Source organism: Thiocystis violascens DSM 198 (assembly GCF_000227745.2).
Taxonomy (GTDB): Bacteria; Pseudomonadota; Gammaproteobacteria; order Chromatiales; family Chromatiaceae; genus Chromatium; species Chromatium violascens.
Map to the genome: position 1 here is coordinate 3,283,848 of NC_018012.1, position 22,017 is coordinate 3,305,864.

Here is a 22,017-nt window from a genome sequence, read left to right on the forward strand (position 1 = left end):
CAAGCCGGCGCTCCCAGGGGCTGCGCTCACAGGGGGACGCCAATCAGCCCATAGCGAACCTGCCCCGCGTTCTTGTCTCGCAGGAGATCCCAGCCCGGCGGTAACGCCGGAAAGCCCGTCCGACGCGCCGCTTCCAGATAGATCCGCGCGCCTGGCGCAAGCCAGCTTTGGCCCGCCAAACGCGCGATGGCCGGCGCGAGCAGGTCGTCGTCATAGGGCGGATCCAGAAACACGATATCGAAAGGACGCGGCGAACCGGCGAGCCATTGCAGCGTGTCGGCGTGCAGGATCTCGATGCCGGGGGCGTCTAGGGTCCGCGCATTGGCCCGCAACCGCTGCGCGACGGCCGCCGCGCGCTCGATCAAAACCACCTCGCCGGCGCCCCGCGAGGCGGCCTCGAAACCGAGCGCGCCGCTGCCGGCAAAGGCATCGAGACAGCGGGCGCCGGGGATAATGGGCGCCAGCCAGTTGAACAGGGTCTCGCGCACCCGGTCCGGCGTGGGACGCAGACCGGGTTGATCGGGAAAGGGCAGGCGGCGGCCGCGAAAACGGCCGCCGACGATGCGCAGTTGGTTACTCGCCCGCGTCACTGACCGCGGACGCCTGGGCGGAGTTGTTGCCAACCGTGACGATGGCGAGCCGGTCGGGATGGACGCGCCGCGCGAAGGCGTCGTGGATCTGCTCAACCGTGATGGCCTCGATGCGCGACGTAAAGCGGTCCAGATAATCCAGCGGCAAGCCGTAGAAACCGATCACGGCCAGATACTGAACGATGTCGCCATTACTCGCGATGCGCAACGGAAAGCCGCCGGTGATGTTCTTTTTGGCCGCGATCAGTTCCTGCGCGCTCGGTCCCTGGTCGATGAAGCGTTTCAGCGTCTCCAGCAAGACGGCGCGGGCTTGGTCGGCCTGCGCGTTTTTGGTCTGAAGCCCCATCAGGAAGGGACCGGGCTGGGCCAGCGGCAGGAAATAACTGTAGGTGCTGTAGGACAGCCCGCGTTTCTCGCGGATCTCGTTCATCAGGATGGAGACCAGACCGCTGCCGCCGAGAATATGGTTGCCGACATAGAGCGGGAAATAATCGGAATCGCCCCGACGCATCCCCGGCTGGCCGGCCAGTACCGTGGTCTGACTGGAGGTAAAGGGGATGGCTTCCAGGGTGCCGTCGGTCAGTTCCGTGACCGCGGGCAATGTGGGCGGGCGTTCGCCGGACGGCAGCCCGGCGACGATCCGCGCGGCCAGCGCCTCGGCAGCGGCACGGTCGAGCGCGCCGACGATGGCGACCACGGCGTTCGCGCCGCGATAGTAGCGAGCGTGAAAGTCCGTCAGATCCTCGCGCGTCATGGCGGCGATGCTCTCGGCGGTCCCGGCGGGATCGGCGGCATAGGGATGATCGCCGAAGATCGCCCGATAGAGCGCCTTCTGGCCCACGGTCTTGGGCGATTCCTGATCCTGCCTGAGCGCGACCAGCCGGTTCTCGCGGATGCGCTCCAGATCCGCCGGGGCGAAGGTCGGCGCGGTCAGCACGGTCGCGAGCGTCTCGACCGCCGTTTCCAGAACCGGTTCGCGGGTCAGCGAGCGCATGACCACCGAGGTCATGTCACGGTCCGCGCCAGCGTCGAGTTTGGCGCCGACATTCTCCAGCCGCTCGGCCAGCGCATCGGCATTCCAGTCGCCCGCGCCCTGCGTGAGCATGGCCGCCGTCAGTGAGGCCAGGCCGGAACGATCGCCGTCGCGCGCGCTCCCGGCGTCGAAGACCACCCGCACATCGACCATCGGGATCTCCGGGGCGGCAACGAACAGCACCCGCGCGCCGCCGGGCGCCTGCCAGGTCTGGATCTCGGGGGTGGCGCGCGCGGCTCCGGGGGCGAGGCCGACGGCCAGGAACAGGGCCGCGACAAGCCAGGGTCGATGGGATACGTGGAAACGATCAGCGAACATGGGTGAGTCCTCCCAGACCCTTCGGTGCGGGCGCCGACTGGTTGTCGGCGAGCGGTTGCGGATCGAGCACCGCCACGGTGAGTCGATCGGGATTGAGATATTTGCGGGCGACCGCCTGGATCTGCGCGGGCGTGACCGCGGCCAGATTGTCCACATAGGCATCGGCGAGTCGCCAGTCGAGCCCGAGCGCTTCGAGCTGGCCAAGCTGCATGCCCTGATAGAAAAGCGCATCCTGCTCATAGACCTTGCCGGCAATCACCTGGGTGCGGACCCGCTCCAGTTCGCTCGCGTCGACCGGTTCGGTCTGAAGACGCGCGATCTGGTCGCGCAGCGCCTGTTCGAGATCCGCGATGCCATGCCCCTTGGCCGGGACGCCATCGAACAGGAACAGTCCCGGCAGGCGTGCGAAGGCGCTGTAACTGGCGCCCGTGGAGGACGCGATCTGGCTGCCTCGCACCAGTTCGCGGGCAAGGCGCGCGCTATCGCCGCCATCCAGGATCGAGGCCAGGATCTCCAGCGCATAGGGCTCCCAGGGCTCGTCCGCGTCCGCGATGGCGGGCGCCTTGTAGCCCATCAGCAGATAGGGCTCCTTGGCCGGCGCCTTGACCCGCAGCCGCTTTTCGCCCAGTTGCTCGGGCTCCGCCAGGGTCTTGGGCGGGGTCACGGTCTCGGCCTTCAGCGGGCCGAAGTGCTTTTCGGCCAGGGCAAAGACCTGCTCCGGATCCACGTCGCCCGCCACCACCAGGGTCGCGTTGTTCGGGGCATACCAGAGACGGTACCAATCGCGCAGATCCTCGACGCGCATCTGTTCCAGATCGCCCGGCCAGCCGATCACCGGGTTGCGGTAGGGCGAGGCGTCATAGGCGACGGCGGTGAAGCGTTCGTAGGTCAGCGACTGCGGATCGTCGTCGGTACGCATCCGGCGCTCTTCCTTGACCACTTCGAGTTCCTTGGCGAATTCCTTCTCGCCCAGGGTCAGATGGCGCATGCGATCCGATTCGAGCTCGAAGGCGATTTCCAGCCGGTCGCTCGCCAGATTCTCATAGTAGGCGGTGTAGTCGCGCCCGGTGAAGGCGTTCTCCTCGCCCCCGTTCTCGGCGACGATGCGCGAGAATTCGTTGGGGGCGAAACGCTCGGTGCCCTGGAACATCATGTGTTCGAGGACATGCGAGATCCCGGTGATCCCGCCATGCTCGTAGCTCGATCCGATGCGATACCAGATCTGCGAGGTCAGGATCGGCGCGCGACGGTCCGGTTTGACCAGGATCTTGAGTCCGTTGTCGAGGCGTCGTTCGTGCACCTCCGGCGCGGCGAGTGTCGTCAGCGGCAACAGGAAAAACAGCACGGCGAGCAAGCGTCGTTTCATGAGTCGTTGCATGAACAGGGGTTCCTAAATCGGTTGTCGGGTCAGACAGGCAATCTATGGGCAAGGATGGACCGATGATAGTTCCGGAAAGAAAACGATTCCAAGATACCGCCCCCTCGGAGCGCCGGCTTGCAGCCGGTCCTGGGGAAGTCGACATGTTGTCGACTTGGGCGATTTCAGGAAAACTTCATGCCAAATCCCTGGCTGTCTGGGGTGTGTCATCAATTCTCTTGTTATGGTATGAGTACGCAAATAGAGGGCATCTCCGTCCGTTGAGCAGGATGCTGCCCTGTAGGGGCGAATTCATTCGCCGTGTTGGTTGCGGGGATGCGGGGATGCGGGATTCAGGGGCGAATGAATTCGCCCCTACGGCGATGCCGCTCGACATCCGCGTCGAGCGTCTCGATCCGATGCCCTGAAACAGTCGCGGAGCGGTGATCGTCCCACACGAATTACAATTGACGACACGCCGTAAGACCCACTCGGAGATCACCCAGGAAACGAACAGAGTCGTCGAGAGAGACCGATGCCGAACGCTTCCATCTTGAATCCTTTGCCCCAGGATGCACCCGATTACGCACAGATTCTGGATGCCAGCGGCATCGGTCTCTGGGAATACGACCATCTGACCGGGCGCGCGCGCGTGAACGCGCCGATCGCGGCGATGCTCGGTTACGCCGACGCGGATTCCCCAACCGTTCCCGACGATTGGTTCGCGCTGGTCCATCCCGAGGATCAACTCCAGGTCAGGGCGCGTATGGATGCGGCGTTGCTGCCCGACAACCCACTGTACGAGGCGAGCTTTCGGATGCGTCGCCGCGATGGCCGTTGGCTGCGGGTGCGGAGCCGGGGGCGGGCGATCGCGCGCGATGCCGCCGCTGGCCAACCGCTCCGCACGGCGGGCACGCTGATCGATATCGGCGAGCGGGATGCGCTGGAGCAGGAACTGGCGGGGCGCGAGGAAGACCTGCATCTCGTCATGGACAGCCTCGACGAGGTGTTTTGGATCTCCGACCTCGACCTCCAGCGGATTATTTATATCAATCCGGCCTATGAGCGGATCTGGGGACGGCCGGTGGCCGAACTGTACGCCAACCCCCTTTCGTTTCTCGATGCCATTCACCCCGAGGATCTCGATTCCTTTCTGACGGAACTGGCCCGACAGCGCCAGGGGTTACCCAGCGAGGGCGAATACCGAATCCTGCGCCCGGATGGCAGCGTCCGCTGGATCTGGGACCGCAGTTTTCCGGTCGTCGCGCCCGATGGATCGATCGCTCGCTCCGTCGGCCTTGCGCGGGACATCTCCGCGCGGAAACATTCCGAGGATGAAGTCCGGCGACTCAATGCGATCCTGGAAGAGCGGGTCAGCCAATGCGCCACCGAATTGGAGACGAGCGTCCGGCAACATCAGGAAAGCGAGGGACGTTTCCGCGACGCCATCGCCGCGTCCAACGTCGGACTGTGGGACTGGCATCTTCAGACCGATACCGTCCATTTCAGCGCGGCCTTTGCCGCCACGCTGGATGCCTATGTGTGGGAGTTGCCCCAGTGCTGGAAAGACCTGCTGCACGCCGATGACAGAGAGCGCGCGATCGCCGGCACCTTGCGGGAGCTGCTGCAATCGGGGCGGTGCGAACAGGAATTCCGGTTCCGCTTCCGAAATCGCGGCGAGCGCTGGATACTGAGTCGCGGCAAGGTGGTCGACCGGGATGCGGCGGGCAAGCCGCTGCGCGCGATCGGCACGCTCACCGACATTCACGACCTCAAGCTGGCCGAGGCGCTGAACCGGAAACTCGCGGCGATCATCGAGGCCAGCAGCGACATGATCGCCACCGCCAGCCACGAGGGACTGGTCGACTACATCAACCCCGCCGGGCGCGCGCTCCTGGGGATCGATCCGCTGGAGCCGCTGGAGCGTGCTCGCATCGAAGCTCATCATCCGGACTGGGCCTATCGGCGGGTGAAGGAAGAAGGCATTCCGGCAGCGCTTGCGCACGGCCAGTGGATGGGCGACACGGCGCTGCTCGGGCCTGACGGTTCTGAGATCCCGGTCTCGCAACTCATCCTCGCCCAACCGGACCCGCTCACCGGACAGATCGAATATCTCTCGACCATCTGCCGCGATCTCTCCGAACGCATCCGGGCCAACGCGGCGCTCCAACAGTTGCAGCAGGAGCAGGAACTGATCCTGGATTCGGTGCCGGCGCTGATCTGGTACAAGGATACCGCCAATCGCATCCTGCGCGTCAACGCCGCGGTCGCCCAGTCGCTGGGTTTGCCGAAATCGCGGATCGAGGGCCATCACTCGGCCGAGTTTTATCCGGATGACGCCGAGCGCTATTATCGCGATGACCTCATCGTGATCGAAACCGGGGTTCCGCGTTATGGCATCGACGAACCCTATCGCCTGCCCTCCGGCGAACGGCGCTGGATCCGCACGGACAAGATTCCGCTCAAGGACGCGGCCGGACGGGTGACCTGCATTCTGGCGATGGCCATCGATATCACCGCGCGCAAGGCGGCCGAGGACGCGCTGCGCATCAGCCAGGACGACCTCAGCCGTGCCCAGGCCGTGGGTAAAATCGGGAGCTGGCGGCTGGATGTGCGCCACGATGTGCTGATCTGGTCGGCGGAAGCCCATCGGATCTTCGGCATTCCTCCAGGGGAGTCATTGAGCTACGGAACCTTCCTGTCCACCGTGCATCCCGAGGACCGGGAAGCCGTGGACCGGCAGTGGCAAGCCGCTCTCCAGGGCGAGCCGTATGACATCGAGCATCGGGCGATCGTGAACGGGCAGGTCAAATGGCTGCGGCAAAAGGCGGAACTGGAGTTCGACGACCGCGGCGAGTTGCTGGGCGGTTTCGGAACGACCCAGGACATCACCGAGCACAAACTGACCGAGGAAGCCCTGCGCGAATCCGACCGCCGCAAGGACGAATTCATCGCCATCCTCGCCCATGAACTGCGCAATCCGCTGGCGCCGATCAAAAACGCGGTGCAAATCCTGGAACACCCGGATCTGGACGCATCCAGGCTGGCTTGGTTGCGTCATGTCATCGAGCGCCAGGTCGACTCCCTGACGAAATTGGTCGACGATCTTCTGGACGTTTCCCGGATCGGTCGCGGCAAAATCGCGCTTCGCCGGGAGTCGCTCGCCGTGGCGGACATCGTCGCCGCGGCGGTGGAGTCCTGCCAGCCGCTGATCGATGCCCGCCGGCATGAGCTCATCCTCAGTCTGCCCTCGGAGTTACCGCGGATCGATGGCGATCCGCTCCGGCTGGAGCAGGTGTTGTCGAATCTGCTCAACAACGCCGCGACCTATACCGAACCTGGCGGCAAAATCCAGTTGACCGTCCAACAAGAAGGCGACGAGATTGTCGTGCGCGTCACGGACACCGGGATCGGCATTTCGCCGTCGATGCTGGACAAGATATTCGATCTGTTCGTGCAGGCGGATCGGTCGCGCCAGGACGCTCAGGGCGGGCTTGGCATCGGGCTGAGTCTGGCGAAACAACTCGTTACCCTGCATGGCGGGACGCTCACGGCCGCCAGCGAGGGCGCGGGCAAAGGCAGCGAGTTCAGTCTGCGTTTGCCGCTTGGCTCGGAGCGGATCGAGACCATGCCGTCCGTGAGTCAGTCGGGCGGCGCGGTGATCGCCTCCGGCCGTCGCATCTTGCTCGCGGACGACAATCCGGACGTGTTGGAAAGTCTGGCGATGCTGCTGGAACTCATGGGGCACGAGGTGCGAACCGCCCGTAATGGATTGGAAGCGGTCGCGACCGCGACCACGTTTCAACCCGATCTCATTCTGCTGGATCTCGGCATGCCCGAGTTGGATGGCTACGACACCTGTCGACGCCTGCGCGCGGCGCCGTCCGGGCATGCTGGCGTGATGATCGCCGCGATTTCGGGGTGGGGTCAGGATCGGCACAAAGAGGCCACGCGCGCGGCGGGATTCGATCGTCATCTCGTCAAGCCGGTCGACATCGGCGCGCTGACCTGTCTGCTGAATGCCTTGCCCGCCGGTATCAGCGGATAGGTAATTGTACCGACTTGGAAAATGACTTGATCGCGCCAGAATAGAGAGCACCGCAACGCAGTACCCTCACAATGATGCAGTCATTCGATCCAGCCAAATTTTTCAGCGACCTCGCGACCAGTCACAACCAAACGGCGATCGGCACGATCATGGCCGATAGTCCGTTTACCGCCGATGGCGGGCTTGCGTGCGATGCCTTCGTCGAAAAGCACGCGGAGACGATCGGACAGCACTATGCCCGCACGGGAGGCATCTTCATGGAGACCGCCGACGCCTCGCGGATGGCCCAAGGGCTTTGGGAGTACATCGAGTATCTTCGGTCATGGTCGGAGCAGATCTTTGGGCGCTCGCTCCCGCGCAAGCGTCCGCGTCGGACGGCGCCAGCGCCAGACCGGACGCAGCATGAAGGCGAGCCGGCGACGATCGCTCGGCGCCGGCGCCTCGACCTCCCCGCCGGGATCGCGCATCCCTCGGAAAGCCTCGGATTCGGAGCCTGAAGCCTTTCGCGGGGAGGTACTCGCTCCGTCTGAAGCCGTTCGTGGTTCGAGTGCCTCACCACGAACGGCTTCAGACGTGGGCACACGGAGGGCATCTTCGCAGGTCACGTCGCCCGCAAGCGGGCTCCTACGGGTAGGCTCTTTCACGGAAACCGCCTTAATTGTCCTCGGCAACCCGCAGCACTTCCTCGATCGTCGTGCGCCCATCGAGCGCCTTGCGCAGACCGTCCTGGTACATGGTTTCCATGCCCTCGGCGACGGCGATCCGCCGGATCTCGGTGGCGGTGGCGTGACTGAGAATCGCCTTGCGGATCTGGTCCGTCATCGTCAAAACCTCGGTGATGACCAGACGCCCGCGATAGCCGGTGCCGTTGCAGGCCTCGCAGCCGACCGCGCGATGCAGGTCGATGTCATGCGTGACGCCGGCCATGTGGGCGAAGCGCTCGGCCAGTTCGGGCAGGGCGCGATAGGACGCCCGACAGTGCGGACAGAGCCGACGCACCAGGCGCTGGGCGAGGATGCCGTTGATGGTGGAGGTGAGCAGATAATCCTCGACGCCCATGTCCAGCAGACGGGTCACACCGCTGGCGGCGTCGTTGGTGTGCAGGGTGGAGAGCACGACGTGTCCGGTCAGCGCCGACTGCACCGCGATCCGCGCGGTCTCCAGATCGCGCATCTCGCCGACCATGATGATATCGGGATCCTGCCGGACGATGGCGCGCAGGGCGCCGGCGAAGGTCATGCCGATGGCCGCCTTGACCTGGATCTGGTTGATGCCGGGCAACTGGTACTCGACCGGATCCTCGACCGTGATGATCTTGCGTTCCTCGGTGTTCAGACGGCTGAGCGCGGTATAGAGGGTCGTGCTCTTGCCAGAGCCGGTCGGCCCGGTGACCAGCAGGATGCCGTAGGGCTGCTCCAGGATGACGCGCAGACGCTCGCGCGGCGAGCCGTCGAAGCCGAGCGCGTCGAGATCGAAGCGCACGCTTTCTTTGTCGAGCAGACGCATCACCACGCTCTCGCCGAACATGGTCGGCACCGTCGAGACGCGCAGATCGAGTTCCTTGCCCTGGATGCGGATCGGGATACGCCCGTCCTGGGGCAGACGGCGTTCGGCGATATTGAGCTTGGCCATGATCTTGACGCGCGAAATCACGGCGGCGGTGGAGCGCACCGGCGGCGCGTCGACCTCTTTCAGGATGCCATCGACCCGATACCGCACCTTCAGGACATCGGCGAAGGGTTCGATGTGGATGTCCGAGGCGCGCGACTCGACCGCCTTCTGAATGAGCTGATTGACCATGCGGATGACCGGCGCCTCGCTGGCCAGATCCTTGAGATGCTCGATGTCTTCCTCGTCGAAATCGCCGAAGTCGGCATCCGGGTCGGCGGGCGTTTCCTCGACCTTTTCATAGAGACGCTCGATGGCGGCCTCGATCTCGGTCGGCGGCGCGACCGAGGCGCGTACCGCTTTGCCCGCCGCCATCCGCACCGCCGCGAGGACGAAACCGTCGATGGGATTGGCCAGCGCGACTTCGATCCGTTGCTCGTCGTCGGCCAGCGGCAGGACGCGGGAATCCTTGAGGAAGCGCAGGGTAAAGAGATCCTCGCGCACCGGTTCGGCGGGAAATTGCGCGGCATCCGCCAGCGGCAGATGCAGGACTTCGGACATGGTCCGGGCCATGTCGCGTTCCGAGATCAGACCCAGACGCACCAGCATCGGCAGCAGACTGTCCCCGCCATCCTCGGCCAACCGCCGGGCGCGCGCGAGATCGCCGGGGGTCAGTTTGCCCTGCATCTGGAGCGAGGCGACGACCTCCGATTCGGGGGTGATGTCCGGGGTGTCGCACGCGCTTTGGCCAAGCGGAACATCGTCCGGATCGTCGCGTAATGCACGAATGACGGGGGCCTTGTCGAGCATCGTGTCGTCTTGCATCAGGCCGTTTCCCTTGGAAAAATCGCCTTGATCCGGTCCATTCTTCGACCGCTCGAACGATCGTCTAACTGCCATCAAGTTAAGCCGTTCGTGGTGAGGCCCTCGAACCACGAACGGCTTAACTTAATGTCAGTGAACGAGCGCCTGGGATGCCTGCTTCGGGACCGACGGCCAACGCGCGTAGCAATTGCCGCACGAACCTCGGCCCGCGATAGATCAGCCCCGTATACACCTGAATCAGATTGGCGCCGGCGGCCAGCTTCGCCGCCGCCCCCGCCGGATCCATGACGCCGCCGACACCGATCAGCACCGGCTCCGGGCCGAGCGCGGCGCGGAGCCGGCCCAGCAATTCGGTACTGCGCGCCAGCAGCGGCTGGCCGGACAGTCCACCGCTGAGTCCCTCGGTCGAACTCGCGAGCCCGGCGAAACGGATGGTGGTGTTGGTCAGAATCAGACCGGCGCAGCCCGCGCCGAGCGCGGCGCGGGCGCAGTCGATGGCGTCCGCGTCGGCCAGGTCCGGCGCCAGCTTGACCAGCAGCGGGCGAGGGCGGGACAGGCGCTGATTCGGTCCCTGGATCGTCGCGACGATCCGCTCGACCTCCTCGACCCGTTGCAGATCGCGCAGACCCGGCGTGTTCGGGCTCGAAATGTTCACCACCACATAATCGGCCAGTTCGCCGAGCCGCTCGAAACTGCGGCGATAATCGTCGGCGGCCTGTTCCGGTGGCGTCACCTTGGACTTGCCGAGATTGACGCCGAGCGGTACCTGAAGCAAATCGCGCGCGCGCAGCCGTTCCAGCCGCCGTCCCATGGCCTCCGCGCCTTCGTTATTGAACCCCATCCGGTTCACGATCGCGCCATCCCGCGGCAAGCGAAAGAGCCGTGGCCGGGGGTTGCCGGGTTGGGGCAGGGCAGTGACCGTGCCCACCTCGACGAAACCGAAGCCCAGCGCCTGCCAGGCCGGCACCGCTTCCGCGTTCTTGTCCAATCCGGCGGCCAGCCCGATCGGGTTGGGAAAGCGCAGTCCCATCGCCTCGACCGCCAAACCCGGCGCGCGGGCAATGTCGCCGTCATTCAGGCTTCCCGCGAACAGCCTCGACCAGCGCGACAGCAGGCCCAGGGTCAGATTGTGCGCCAGTTCCGGATCCAGCCGGAATGCCAGCGGTCGCAGGAGGCGCCAAAGGTTGTCTTCTGTCATCGTGTCGTCCAATCTTTGCGCCGATCGCGTTCGGCATCGCCGCCCGCCAATGGATTCTGGAGATTTCTGGAAAATGCTCGGTACGCGTCGGAGACAACGAAAAAGAGGCTGAGCTTTTGGCCCAGCCTCTTGTTTTTATTGGTACCGAGGGCCGGAATCGAACCGGCATGGGGTCACCCCCGTCAGATTTTGAGTCTGATGCGTCTACCAATTTCGCCACCCCGGCAACGCAGTCCGAAAATATACACTCGTGCCGGCTGAAATGGTATCCCCGGCCAGTAATTCTCAAGTAGGAGCCCGCTTGCGGGCGATATGCGGAACTGCGGGTTTGCTTCCGGGCGACGGAATTTGGTGGCTTCGAAAGCGACTGGCAGGTCATGTCGCCCGCAAGCGAGATCCTACGATGGCGGATGACACCAAAATGAGAACGGCTGGCAACACATCGGCCGCCATTGACTTCCTGTTGGAAATTGCTTAAGTTTCCGGGTCTTTTCCGGGCGGGCTATTGAGTCCGACGTCAATCTCGATTTTTGGAGTACCGACTGATGAAGCGCACTTTTCAACCGAGCCGCCTGAAGCGTGCACGAACCCATGGGTTTCGCGCACGCAGTGCCACCCGGAACGGTCTTAAGGTTCTGAGCGCGCGTCGCGCAAAGGGCCGCGCGCGTCTGTCCCCTTAGGCTCTGAATCCCGCGGATTCAACCGGCTTTCCTGACAATCGCTTTTCTCGCGAGCAAAGGCTTCAGCGTGCGCCGCAATTCAGGCGCGTTTTTGCCCATCCAGTCAAAACGGGAAAGATCGGATTCGTCGTGCTATACCGAGCAAACGGCCTAGGCCATGCACGAATTGGCCTCGCCATTTCGAAGAAATGCGCGCGACGCGCCGTTGATCGCAATCGACTGAAGCGAATCGCGCGCGAAAGTTTTCGGACGCATCGCCAATCGATCCCTGGGGTAGACATCGTCATCCTCTGTTCGAGCGGCGCCCCGAAGATCTCTAACCAGCAGCTCTTTTTCGTCTTGGAGCAAGCCTGGGCCATTATCAGGAATCAGCCATGCGTCGAATCTTGATCGTGCCGATCAAGGTATACCAGTACCTGATCAGCCCGCTCCTCGGACCTCATTGCCGTTTCTATCCAACCTGTTCGCAGTACGCCGTCGAAGCCATCGAGCGCCATGGCGTTCTGTATGGCAGCTATTTAGCCTTGCACCGCGTATCCCGCTGCCATCCCTGGCACGCCGGGGGTATCGATCCAGTCCCTCACGAAAGGCAGACCACGACTCATGGATAACCAGCGATTGATTTTGTTTTTCTCGCTTGCCGCAGTGCTATTCCTGATTTATGAGTCGTGGATGCAGGACTACGGTCGTCCCTCTGTCCCTCAAGTTGCGCAGGAACAAGGTCAGACAGCGGCATTCGCGCCGAAGACGACGCAGAAAGACATTCCGGCGATTGCAACAACGCCGGACATGGTCGCCACGGGCGCCGCAATGGAAGAGTTGGCCAGACAAGAGAATGCCTCTCCCCGCATCGTCGTGGAGACCGATCTCCTGAAGGTCGAGATTTCCACCCGAGGTGGCACCATCGGCAGTGCCTGGTTGCTGGATTATGCGACCGTACCAGAACGCCCCGAAGACAAGCTGCAACTTCTGAAGCCAGTTGCGCCCAACATGTTCATCGTCCAGTCTGGATTGCTTGGCGAGGATGTCTCGCTGCTGCCGACCCACGAAGGCGAGTTTCACAGCGCCCAATCCAGTTATCGGCTTGAACCCGGCGTCGATCATCTTGATGTGGATCTGACCTGGCGTAACGAAGCGGGCATTGAGGTCAAAAAACGCTACACCTTCACGCGTGGCAGCTATGTCGTCCAGACCCGCCAGATCGTGACGAATGCGACTGACGCTCCCTTGGTCGCGCGCGAATACAATCAGCTTCAACGCACCGATTTCAGCGACCCCAACGAATCCCGATTCATCAAGAATTATACCGGCGGCGCTTTTTACAGCCCCGAGGACAAGTATCGAAAGGTCTCCTTCAAGGAGATGCTCAAAGGCAAGCTCGATCAGCCCGTCGTGGATGGCTGGATTGCCATGATGCAGCATTATTTCATCGCGGCCTGGATTCCGCCACGGGGCGAGCAAGACATCTTCTATACCAAGGTGCTCGATAATTCCCGCTATATCATCGGCAAATACTCGCCCGCGCTCAGCATCGCCCCTGGAACGACGCATGAATTCAGTAACCAGCTTTTTATCGGTCCAACGCTCCAGGACGATCTCGCCAGTGTTGCCACCGGCTTGGATCTGGCCATCGATTATGGCTGGCTAACCGTCATTGCCCAGCCGATCCACTGGGTGCTCAGCGCGATCCATTCCGTGGTTGGCAATTGGGGCTGGTCGATTATTTTTCTGACCATCCTGATTAAGCTCGCCTTCTACAAGCTGTCCGAGACCAGCTACAAATCCATGGCCAACATGCGTCAGCTGACGCCGCGCATGCAGGCGCTCAAGGACCGCTACGGCGACGATAAGCAGCGTCTGAATCAGGCCATGATGGAAATGTACAAAACCGAGAAGATCAATCCGCTCGGCGGCTGTCTGCCAATCCTGATCCAGATTCCAGTCTTTATCGCGCTCTACTGGGTTCTGCTCAGCAGCGTCGAGATGCGCCAGGCGCCATTCATGCTTTGGCTCGATAATCTTTCCGCGCCCGATCCCTATTTCGTGCTGCCGCTGATCATGGGCGTTTCCATGTACATCCAGCAGAAATTGAATCCCGCGCCGCCGGATCCGATGCAGGCGAAGATCATGATGAGCCTGCCATTCGTCTTCACGGTCTTCTTCGCCTTTTTCCCGTCGGGACTGGTGCTCTACTGGGTGGTCAATAACCTGCTTTCCATCGCCCAGCAATGGCATATCACGCGCAATATCGAGAAGGTGGCGGCCAAGCATAAACGGTAATCCGAATTGTCACTTTGATTGCATGACCCAGGATACGATCGTCGCCATTGCCACTCCGCCGGGCATTGGCGGCGTCGGCATTGTGCGGGTCAGCGGTTCGCGGGTTCGGAAGATTGCCGAGGCGATCGTTGGCCGCCCGCTACATCCGCGCATCGCCAGCGTTGCAACCTTTCGAGATGCGGCTGGAGACTTCATCGACGAAGGTCTCGCACTCTTCTTTCAAGCCCCGAAATCATTTACCGGCGAGGACGTTCTTGAACTACAGGGCCATGGTGGACCTGTCGTTCTGGATCTGATGCTGCATCGATGTCTTGAATTGGGCGCGCGCATGGCGCGTCCCGGCGAGTTCACGGAACGCGCCTTTCTGAATGGCAAACTCGATCTCGCACGGGCCGAAGCCGTTGCCGACCTGATCGAAAGTTCGAGCGTCCTGGCCGCGCGTCTCGCCGGGCAAAGCCTGCAAGGCGTCTTTTCGCGTCGGATCGAGACGCTGATTGAGCATCTGACGCGACTTCGGATGCTGATCGAGGCCACGCTCGATTTTCCGGACGAGGAGATCGATGTCGCGACCGAACAATCGGTGGCGAGCGGTCTTCGTCAACTGATCGACATGACTCGGGCGATCATGACGGAAGCTCATCAGGGGCAGATGATCCGCGAGGGTCTGGCGGTCGTCATCGCCGGCGCGCCAAATGTCGGCAAGTCCAGTCTTCTCAACCGGTTGTCCGGTACGGATGCCGCGATCGTGACACCGATCGCCGGAACCACCCGCGACCTTCTGAAGCTCGACATTCACGTCGATGGATTACCCATTCGAATCGTCGATACCGCGGGGATTCGCCAGACGGACGATCCGGTCGAGCGTGAAGGGGTGCGGCGCGCGCGCGAGCAACTGGTCACGGCCGATCTGGTGCTCTGGATCCATGATGGGATCGAGGACGCCGAACCCATGGGCGAGGCGAGCCTGCCATCGAATTGTCCCGTCACGCGCGTGAGGAACAAGATCGACCTCGCCGGGATCGAACCGCAACTCGCTGAAACGAAAACGGGAACGGAAATTTCTCTCTCCGCCGAAACGGGTGCCGGACTCGATCTGTTAAGAGATCATCTCAAGGCCGTGGCTGGGGTTGGTACGCTCCCAGGTGGTGCCTTCATGGCCCGTCGCCGGCATCTCGATGCCTTGAATCGCGGATTGCAATGTTTGGATGTCGCGCAAGAGAACCTGACGAATCAGACTGGCCCCGAATTGGTCGCCGAGGAGCTTTTGCAGGCCCAGCGGGTGTTTGGAGAGATCACGGGGCAAGTGACTTCCGATGACCTTCTGGGGCGGATTTTCGCCAGTTTCTGCATCGGAAAATAGCGAGACTTCCGAACCGTTCCGCAACTGTCCGCAAGACCCCACCAAGCCCGCATCGTTGCGGGCTTTTTCGTTTAACGTGTGCTTGCACGTTCCGCAGTAATCCGCTAAGAACAGTTCCTACCAAGGAACGCGGCGCCAGACGGTAGGAATTTTTTGTTCCGTAGACGTCCGCGCCGTTCCCAATGGCACGCGCGGAGTCCGAACAGATGGCATTGTCAGATACCCGGTTGCGGACGATGAAACCGAAGGCCCGCGCCTTCAGCGAATCCTCGGGGCTGGTGGAGTCGTCTCGGGGCTTGTTGTTGTCAGGGCCGCAGCGCCTCGGGATGATTCGCGGCCACACGCAGCAGCGCCAGGGCAGATCCGCGCGGCTGTCTCCGGCCTTGCTCCCAGCCTTCCAGGGTCCGGGGACTGACACCCAAGAGCGCGGCGAAGGCGTCTTGTGTCAGGCCCATGCGCTGTCGGATGGCGCGGGCGTCCGGATCCGCAACTTCCAGGGTGCGCAGCGTCACTTCCCCGCGTTGATGGGCCTTGATCTCGCGGATGCCGTCTAGGATTTCTTGCCCGATGTCGCGCTCAGTCATCGCCGATTTCCTCCGCAATCGCCCGCAGGATGTGGGGCGGGATGTTCGTTTGCTCGTTCTTGGGGTAGAGGGTCAGCAGCCAAATTTGATCGGCTCGGCTTCGCCAGTAATAGACGATCCGTAGCCCTCCCCGCTTCCCTCGTCCCGAGCCAGCCCAACGCAGTTTACGCACGCCTCCGCTGCCGGGGACCACGACGCCAGTCGCGGGGTGTAGGATCAGGGCGGCTTGTAGGGCGGGGCTTGCAGGGCGGCGGACTCGTCATCGCTCAGGTGTTGGGCGGCGAGTCGGGTAAAGAGGGAGGTTTCAATGAAGACCATGCCGACGATGATACGTCAAAGGCGGGGCTTCGTTTGCGCCGCGCGGCGGGTTATCCGGCCTGCCCTGGGGCGCTCAGCGGCAAGGCGATGACCTCCCCGCGCGGGCGTAGCCCCGTGGCGCTCAGCAGAAAGTCGGTGACGGCTTGCATGGGTTTCCGTAGCCGTTCCACATCCGCCACGACGTACCCGGCGGTGACATCTCCCGTCATCTTGTGATTGAGCAATCGCTTGACGGCATAAGCCGACAGGTCCAGCCCTTCCGCCGTGGTCGCGAAGGTGCGGCGAAGATCATGCAAGGTGAACGTGATACCCGAGCGCGCGTGTACCTTCTCCATTTGCTTGTGGATGTTGTTGATGTACCCCGTCCGGCTGGTCGGACTGGCAAAGACATAGCGGCGAGCGAGCGCGGACCACTCGCGGGTGCGGTCTTCGTGGTCGCGTCGGCGGCGTGTCAATAGATCCAGCAAGAAATCGGAGAGCGGTAGCGTGTGGGATCGGCGGTTTTTGGTGTCGGGCGCGGTCAGGGTGCGGCCTTCAAAATCCACATGCGCCCATTCCAGGCGGGCGGCTTCCTCGCGCCGCAGTCCGGTGAACAAGATCAGCAACAGGTAATCGCGCGCGGTTTCGGCTTGCTCGCCGGGGTGCTCGCTGGTCAAACCCATGACCGCCTCGCACCACGGGCGTAGTTCGTGCGTCTTGATAAGGGTTTGGCGCCGCTCCACGGCATACCATGCCTTGGTGTGAGAAATTCGGGTCACGGGGTTATCCGGGAACAGCGAAGCGCCGCGTTCGTCTTCGTACTCGCCAGCGGCGAAGTTGAACAAAGCCCTCAATACCCGCATCGCCAGATTGGCGCGGGCCTCGGATGCCTGCCCTAATTTGCGGTGCTTGCTGGCAACTAGTACAGCATTCCGCTTAATCTTGCATAAATCTCATTGTAGACCCATCTCGTCACGCCAGTTCTCAAGAGGTGTTTCCAATGAGCAAGTATGTTGTTCGGCTCACCGAGGATGAACGGTCGTCGCTGATGGCGTTGATCGATCAAGGCAAAGCCGCTGCGCGCAAGATCAAGCATGCCAACGTGCTGCTGAAGATCGATGCGGAGAGGCGGAACTGGAGTGATGTCCAAGCCGGCGAGGCGTTCCACTGTAGTCCACGCACGGTCTTCACGATTCGCCAACGCTTTGTCGAATTCGGCCTGGATGAGGCGTTGGAACGCAAACCGCGTGCGCAGCCGCCGCGTGAACGGCTTCTCGACGGTGAGGGCGAAGCGCACTTGGTGCGCATCGCCTGCTCGACACCGCCTGAAGGCCAAGCGCGCTGGACCCTCAATCTCTTGGCCGAGCGTCTCGTCGAACTGAACGTGGTCGAGACGATCTCGCCACAAACGGTCATGCGCACCCTAAAAAAACGAACTGAAACCGCATCTTCGCACCTGTTGGGTGATCCCGTCCGAGCACGACGCGGCCTTCGTCGCGGGGATGGAGGATGTACTGGAGGTCTACCGACGCCCCGACGATCCACCGCGTCCCGTGGTCTGTCTCGACGAACAGCCGACCCAACTGATCGGCGAAACGCGCCAGCCAATTCCCGCCGCACCGGGACAGGAGCAACGTTATGATTATGAATACGAGCGCTTGGGGGCCGTCAACACCTTTATGGTCGTCGAACCGTTGACTGGTTGGCGCAAGGCCAATGTGCGCGCCACCAAAACCGCGCTCGATCTGGCGCATGAAATCAAGGAATTGCTCGACGTTGACTACTCCAGCGCGGAGAAGGTCGTGCTGGTCTGGGACAACCTGAACACGCATGCACCGGCGTCTCTCTATAAAGCGTTTCCACCCGAGGAGGCTCGCCGGCTTCTGGATCGCTTGGAAATCCATGACACGCCGAAACACGGCAGTTGGCTCGACATCGCCGAGATCGAACTGAGCGTCTACACCAAACAGTGCCTGGATCGGCGCATCGACGACATTGACACCCTGCGCCGCGAGGCCAAGGCCTGGACGGATCGCCGCAACGCCTCCGGTGCCAAAGTCGATTGGCACTTCACCACCGACGATGCACGGATCAAGCTCAAGCGCCTCTATCCGCAAATTAAGGAGGAATGAGGTACTAGATCGCGGGTGATGTCGGATAACGCCTTGCGTTGCCAGTCGCCAAATGCCTTATTCATGATCTTGCGGTAATCGGCGAGGGTGCCGGACTTGAGTGACTTGCGGGCCTTCAGGTAATCCTCGAACACCTCTCCCAGTGTGACGCCACGCACGCGGGCGGCCTTCTTCTCCGAATTCGGACTGACACCCTCGGCCATGGTCGAGAGCGCCGACTGTGCCTGTCGCCGGGCTTGTTCGATGGTCATATCCGGGTAGCTGTCCAAGGGTGACGCGCACGGGCTTACCGGACACCTTGCGGTACACCTGAAAGGACTTCACCCCGGTGGCGGTGACTGCGATTAGCAAACCGTTCACCTTGGTGTCGTGGTAGTAGTCGCGCTTGCCGGGCGCGGCCTGGGGGAAGTCGTCAATCGCCTTCTTCGTGAAGTTCAGTCGCTCGGCCATGCCTGAAACCCTCCCGTCTCCCGATCCGCGAAAATCCCGGTGCTACCCTGGTGCTACCGTAGCGGGGGATCTTGAAGGATCTTGGGGGATAATGAGGGAATAGGCAATAAAAGAACTGAAAATCCTCGTATTCTTACCGGATACGGGGATTTTTTATGCCTGTGAGTCCATTGCTCTGGTGCATTTCCAGGGTTGGCTGGTCCCTGAGCCGCGCGGCGGCTGTTTTGTTCAGCCGTCAGGCTTGCATCGCCGGCCCCGGACATCGACCGGAACAGCGTTACAGCATCGCCTCTTGTGCCGCTCCCGCAGTGCCTGTACAGCTGCGCACCTGCCCCGAACCCAATGCCTGCTTACTCATAGCGCTATGTATCGGCAATACTGTTCCTGGATTAGCTCACCAATCGATTCAGCAACGGAAGCGACGAATCACCTGTGCCAGGGCATCGGATTGTTGGGCCACCTGGGTTGAGGTTTGTGCATTGCTGTGTGATGCCGCGGCCGCTTGTTCGGCCACATCGCGGATCACGACCACATTGCGATTCACTTCGGTTGCAACCCGACTCTGCTCTTCGATGGCGGTCGCAATTTGGGTATTCATATCCAACATATAAGTGACATCTTCGGCGATCCGAGCGAGGAGTTCCCCCGCCTGGTTGGCTTGGGCAGCGCTTTCCAGTCCTTCGCCATGGCAGATTTCAATCAGCCTGACAATGGCGTCCGTCTTTTCTTGAAGCGTTTTAATGATGTCCCCGACCTCATCGGTCGCAGTTTGCGTGCGCATGGCCAACGTCCGGATCTCGCCCGCCACCACGGCGAAACCGCGCCCCTGCTCACCTGCTCGCGCGGCTTCGATAGCGGCATTCAAGGCCAATAAATTGGTTTGCTGGGCAATGGTGCGAATCACATCCAACACCGAACCAATGGTGGCCGAGCTGTGCGCTAACGCTTGTGCCGCTTGAGTGGAATCCGTCAACCGATGTGCCAGAGATTCGATGTGGCGGATGGTCTTTTGAACCTGGTCATGCCCTGACCTGGCGTTCGTGCTGGTGCGCTGGGTCCGATCGGCTGCCACTTCGGTATTGCGGGCGATTTCGTCGATGGTGGCTGCCATTTCGGTAATGGCGGTCGCCAGTAGATCGGCTTCCGAGAGTTGCTGACGCCCCCCCGTGGACGTCTGCTCGGCAGTGGCGGAAAGTTGCGAGGTCGCCAGGGCAATCGCATCAACGCATTAGCGCATACTGTTAGACAATCCGTACTGCGGCCCCAATGATTTGAGTCTTTAGAATCTTGGGGAGATCTCGCCGATGTGCGACTTGAGTGTGGAGCGATCGATTGCGCACCATTTTGCCCCGCTGGACGAGCCGCGCAGCGCGATCCAACGACGGCACCTCTTAAGTGAGATGATCGTGATCACCATCGCGGCGTCCTTCAGTGGCGCCGACGGTTGGGTGGGTGTCGAGACGTTCGGACAGGCCAAGGAGGCGTGGCTGCGCACGTTTCTGAAACTGCCCGCGGGCATTCCGTCGCACGACACCTTCGGGCGGGTGTTTGCGCTCATCGATCCCGCACAGTTTGCCGCCTGCTTTCGCCAATGGAGCGCGTCGGTGGCCGAACTGATCCCCGAAGAGATCATTGCCGTCGATGGCAAGACCCTGCGCCGCTCCCACAGCCGCGGCAAGGGCTTGGCGGCGTTGCACCTGGTCAGTGCCTGGGCGACGGCCAATCGGGTGGTGCTCGGACAGGTCGCCACCGACGCCAAATCCAATGAGATCACGGCCATTCCACGTCTGCTGGAGTGGCTGAAGCTGGAGGGCTGCATCGTCACCATCGACGCCATGGGCTGCCAGACCAAGATTGCCGCGCAGATCATCCACCAGGGAGGGGACTATGTGCTCGCGCTCAAAGGCAACCAGGAAACGCTGGCCGCCGAGGTCGAGGAGGCGTTCATCGACGCCGACGCCAGAGGCTACGCCGGTGTCGATTCGGCATTCCTCGAAACCGTCGAGCGAGGGCATGGTCGTCTCGAAACCCGTCGCTACCAAACCTTGGGCGATCTTTCCGGCGTGCCGCACAGCGCCTCGTGGGAGGCAATGAACATGATCGGCATGGTTGAATCGCGCCGTGAGGTCGCCGGCAAGGTCTCGGTCGAGACCCGCTATTTCATTGGCAGCATCGGCACCAGCGCCGCGCGCTTTGCCCACGCAGTACGCGGTCACTGGGGCATCGAAAACGGGTTGCATTGGAATCTCGATATCGCCTTTCGTGAGGATGAGTGCCGTGTCCGCGATCCGGTGGCGCGCGAGAATCTTGCCGTCCTGCGTCACCTCGCCCTCTCGCGCCTCAAGAATGACGGCACCAAGCTCGGCATCCAGAACAAACGCTTGAAAGCCGGTTGGGACGAGTCCTACCTGTCGAAATTGCTCTTCGAGTCGCCTCAGAGGAAGGGCGACGCTGATACATCGGTACCCGCTAATGTTAGCAGCGCTTGATGCGATTGCCCTGGCGAGGTCGCTTGGGATAGGTAATCCACTGCTTCTTTGCTTTGCAGGATCAGATGACGAATATGCTCCAACATGGCGTTGAAATGAGCGCCCATTCGGGTGAGTTCATTGCGACCCTTTAGATCAAGTTTGAGCGTCAGGTCGTAATGTTCCGAAATATTCTGGATGACCTCCGTCGTGTGTCCCAGGTCCCGATTCAAACGGCGCGTGATCAGCATCGTCAGGAGCGCGACCAGCGCCGCGATCACCACACTGATCGACAGCAATGTCCAAGCGATCCGGCGTTCCGCGACCAACAGGAGGTCGGTCAACTGCCCCTGAAGGCTGTCGAATTCACCATCGATCACACGCATCTTTTCATTCAATTCGGCCTTGAGTCCCTGATCGGCCTTCAGCCCGACCTGGGTTTGGGCCTTCGCCAACGCCAGGAAATCCTCCTGATACGACGTGAGCGCGGCACGGACCTGACTGTCATCGCCAACCTTTTGCGACAAATTGACAAAATCGGCAGTGAATTTTTCAACGTATTTGGGATCGGAGCGCAACATGAAATCCTTTTCGTCGCGACGGAGTTGCAGGATTCCCACCAGCAGATCATCCCGCTGCAGGGCTTTGACGGCGTTTTCAGCCTGATGCACGGCCTTGCGGAGACTGCCATAGAGCCCCGACTCCGGATCAAACCCGATGGCGCGCGCGTCGGCCACCAGCGAGTCGAAGAGGCGGAGATAGTTATCAAGACTGGTCTGGAGTGCGTCA

20 protein-coding genes and 1 tRNA gene are annotated in these 22,017 nt (G+C 62.0%); 9 read left to right on the forward strand and 12 right to left on the reverse strand.

Annotation, left to right across the window (positions count from 1 at the left end; genetic code table 11):
- Nucleotides 1-26: 26 nt before the first annotated feature.
- The 3 genes from rsmD to THIVI_RS14560 are packed head-to-tail and all read right to left on the reverse strand — an operon-like array spanning nucleotide 27 to nucleotide 3,319.
- Nucleotides 27-590, reverse strand: a complete 564-nt coding sequence (rsmD, locus tag THIVI_RS14550) for a 16S rRNA (guanine(966)-N(2))-methyltransferase RsmD (RefSeq protein ID WP_014779304.1) — start codon at nucleotides 588-590, stop codon at nucleotides 27-29.
- A complete protein-coding gene (locus THIVI_RS14555) occupies nucleotides 574-1,941 on the reverse strand; it encodes a M16 family metallopeptidase (protein WP_014779305.1) in 1,368 nt (455 codons plus the stop codon). Before THIVI_RS14555 ends, rsmD begins: the two co-directional genes overlap by 17 nt.
- The gene (locus tag THIVI_RS14560) at nucleotides 1,931-3,319 is read right to left on the reverse strand and encodes a M16 family metallopeptidase (protein WP_014779306.1); all 1,389 of its coding nucleotides are present in this window, start codon (nucleotides 3,317-3,319) and stop codon (nucleotides 1,931-1,933) included. The genes THIVI_RS14555 and THIVI_RS14560 overlap by 11 nt, the downstream gene beginning before the upstream one ends.
- Nucleotides 3,320-3,833: 514 nt before the next feature.
- On the opposite strand from THIVI_RS14560, the gene THIVI_RS22890 reads away from it, so the two are divergent.
- Together THIVI_RS22890 and THIVI_RS14570 are read left to right on the forward strand one after the other, a co-directional pair.
- Nucleotides 3,834-7,346, forward strand: coding sequence for a PAS domain-containing protein (locus tag THIVI_RS22890; protein ID WP_014779307.1), 3,513 nt, complete (start codon nucleotides 3,834-3,836; stop codon nucleotides 7,344-7,346).
- A 149-nt stretch (nucleotides 7,347-7,495) separates the two neighbouring features.
- Entirely contained in the window at nucleotides 7,496-7,843 is a 348-nt protein-coding gene (locus THIVI_RS14570; RefSeq protein WP_157174468.1) for a hypothetical protein, read from the forward strand.
- A gap of 157 nt (nucleotides 7,844-8,000) precedes the next feature.
- On the opposite strand, the gene gspE is transcribed toward THIVI_RS14570, so the two are convergent.
- The 3 genes from gspE to THIVI_RS14585 form a co-directional block, all read right to left on the reverse strand.
- Nucleotides 8,001-9,779: a type II secretion system ATPase GspE gene (gene gspE / locus THIVI_RS14575; RefSeq protein WP_014779309.1), complete on the reverse strand. Its 1,779-nt coding sequence runs from the start codon at nucleotides 9,777-9,779 to the stop codon at nucleotides 8,001-8,003.
- Nucleotides 9,780-9,897: 118 nt separating this feature from the next.
- Nucleotides 9,898-10,977 carry a quinone-dependent dihydroorotate dehydrogenase gene (locus THIVI_RS14580; RefSeq protein WP_014779310.1) on the reverse strand — a complete coding sequence of 360 codons (1,080 nt, stop codon included), beginning with the start codon at nucleotides 10,975-10,977 and terminating at the stop codon, nucleotides 9,898-9,900.
- A gap of 139 nt (nucleotides 10,978-11,116) precedes the next feature.
- A tRNA-Leu gene (locus THIVI_RS14585) sits at nucleotides 11,117-11,203 on the reverse strand.
- A gap of 319 nt (nucleotides 11,204-11,522) precedes the next feature.
- Between THIVI_RS14585 and rpmH the strand changes: the two genes are divergently transcribed.
- The 5 genes from rpmH to mnmE are packed head-to-tail and all read left to right on the forward strand — an operon-like array spanning nucleotide 11,523 to nucleotide 15,297.
- Nucleotides 11,523-11,657 (forward strand): 50S ribosomal protein L34, encoded by a 135-nt coding sequence (gene rpmH / locus THIVI_RS23805; RefSeq protein ID WP_083845760.1) that lies wholly within the window; start codon nucleotides 11,523-11,525, stop codon nucleotides 11,655-11,657.
- A 3-nt stretch (nucleotides 11,658-11,660) separates the two neighbouring features.
- Nucleotides 11,661-12,047, forward strand: coding sequence for a ribonuclease P protein component (gene rnpA / locus THIVI_RS23810; protein ID WP_014779311.1), 387 nt, complete (start codon nucleotides 11,661-11,663; stop codon nucleotides 12,045-12,047).
- Nucleotides 12,032-12,268: a membrane protein insertion efficiency factor YidD gene (gene yidD, locus THIVI_RS23815; RefSeq protein ID WP_014779312.1), complete on the forward strand. Its 237-nt coding sequence runs from the start codon at nucleotides 12,032-12,034 to the stop codon at nucleotides 12,266-12,268. Before rnpA ends, yidD begins: the two co-directional genes overlap by 16 nt.
- Nucleotides 12,261-13,937: a membrane protein insertase YidC gene (gene yidC / locus THIVI_RS14590; protein ID WP_014779313.1), complete on the forward strand. Its 1,677-nt coding sequence runs from the start codon at nucleotides 12,261-12,263 to the stop codon at nucleotides 13,935-13,937. Before yidD ends, yidC begins: the two co-directional genes overlap by 8 nt.
- A 22-nt stretch (nucleotides 13,938-13,959) precedes the next feature.
- Entirely contained in the window at nucleotides 13,960-15,297 is a 1,338-nt protein-coding gene (gene mnmE / locus THIVI_RS14595) for a tRNA uridine-5-carboxymethylaminomethyl(34) synthesis GTPase MnmE (protein ID WP_014779314.1), read from the forward strand.
- 305 nt (nucleotides 15,298-15,602) lie between these two features.
- Here mnmE and THIVI_RS14600 read toward each other — a convergent pair whose 3' ends face one another.
- The 3 genes from THIVI_RS14600 to THIVI_RS14605 form a co-directional block, all read right to left on the reverse strand.
- The gene (locus THIVI_RS14600; protein WP_014779315.1) at nucleotides 15,603-15,881 is read right to left on the reverse strand and encodes a helix-turn-helix domain-containing protein; all 279 of its coding nucleotides are present in this window, start codon (nucleotides 15,879-15,881) and stop codon (nucleotides 15,603-15,605) included.
- Nucleotides 15,874-16,053, reverse strand: coding sequence for a type II toxin-antitoxin system RelE/ParE family toxin (locus THIVI_RS25840; protein ID WP_245537278.1), 180 nt, complete (start codon nucleotides 16,051-16,053; stop codon nucleotides 15,874-15,876). The genes THIVI_RS14600 and THIVI_RS25840 overlap by 8 nt, the downstream gene beginning before the upstream one ends.
- Before the next feature lie 196 nt (nucleotides 16,054-16,249).
- Complete coding sequence (locus THIVI_RS14605) at nucleotides 16,250-16,957, reverse strand: tyrosine-type recombinase/integrase (RefSeq protein ID WP_217160894.1); 708 nt, start codon at nucleotides 16,955-16,957, stop codon at nucleotides 16,250-16,252.
- Between the two features lie 221 nt (nucleotides 16,958-17,178).
- On the opposite strand from THIVI_RS14605, the gene THIVI_RS23825 reads away from it, so the two are divergent.
- Nucleotides 17,179-18,310, forward strand: a protein-coding gene (locus tag THIVI_RS23825; protein ID WP_217160896.1) for an IS630 family transposase whose coding sequence is annotated in 2 segments (ribosomal slippage) — nucleotides 17,179-17,606 and nucleotides 17,605-18,310 — 1,134 coding nt in all. Because the reading frame shifts where the segments join, the coding sequence is not laid out codon by codon here.
- On the opposite strand, the gene THIVI_RS22895 is transcribed toward THIVI_RS23825, so the two are convergent.
- Together THIVI_RS22895 and THIVI_RS14625 are read right to left on the reverse strand one after the other, a co-directional pair.
- Nucleotides 18,286-18,561, reverse strand: coding sequence for a hypothetical protein (locus tag THIVI_RS22895; RefSeq protein ID WP_169315577.1), 276 nt, complete (start codon nucleotides 18,559-18,561; stop codon nucleotides 18,286-18,288). The genes THIVI_RS23825 and THIVI_RS22895 overlap by 25 nt on opposite strands.
- A 605-nt stretch (nucleotides 18,562-19,166) precedes the next feature.
- Nucleotides 19,167-19,871 (reverse strand): methyl-accepting chemotaxis protein, encoded by a 705-nt coding sequence (locus THIVI_RS14625; protein WP_052315043.1) that lies wholly within the window; start codon nucleotides 19,869-19,871, stop codon nucleotides 19,167-19,169.
- 193 nt (nucleotides 19,872-20,064) lie between these two features.
- Here THIVI_RS14625 and THIVI_RS14630 point away from each other — a divergent pair, with 193 nt between their 5' ends.
- Complete coding sequence (locus THIVI_RS14630) at nucleotides 20,065-21,249, forward strand: ISAs1 family transposase (RefSeq protein WP_014776993.1); 1,185 nt, start codon at nucleotides 20,065-20,067, stop codon at nucleotides 21,247-21,249.
- On the opposite strand, the gene THIVI_RS14635 is transcribed toward THIVI_RS14630, so the two are convergent.
- Nucleotides 21,195-21,965, reverse strand: a complete 771-nt coding sequence (locus THIVI_RS14635; RefSeq protein ID WP_157174469.1) for a HAMP domain-containing protein — start codon at nucleotides 21,963-21,965, stop codon at nucleotides 21,195-21,197. The genes THIVI_RS14630 and THIVI_RS14635 overlap by 55 nt on opposite strands.
- Nucleotides 21,966-22,017: the final 52 nt, after the last annotated feature.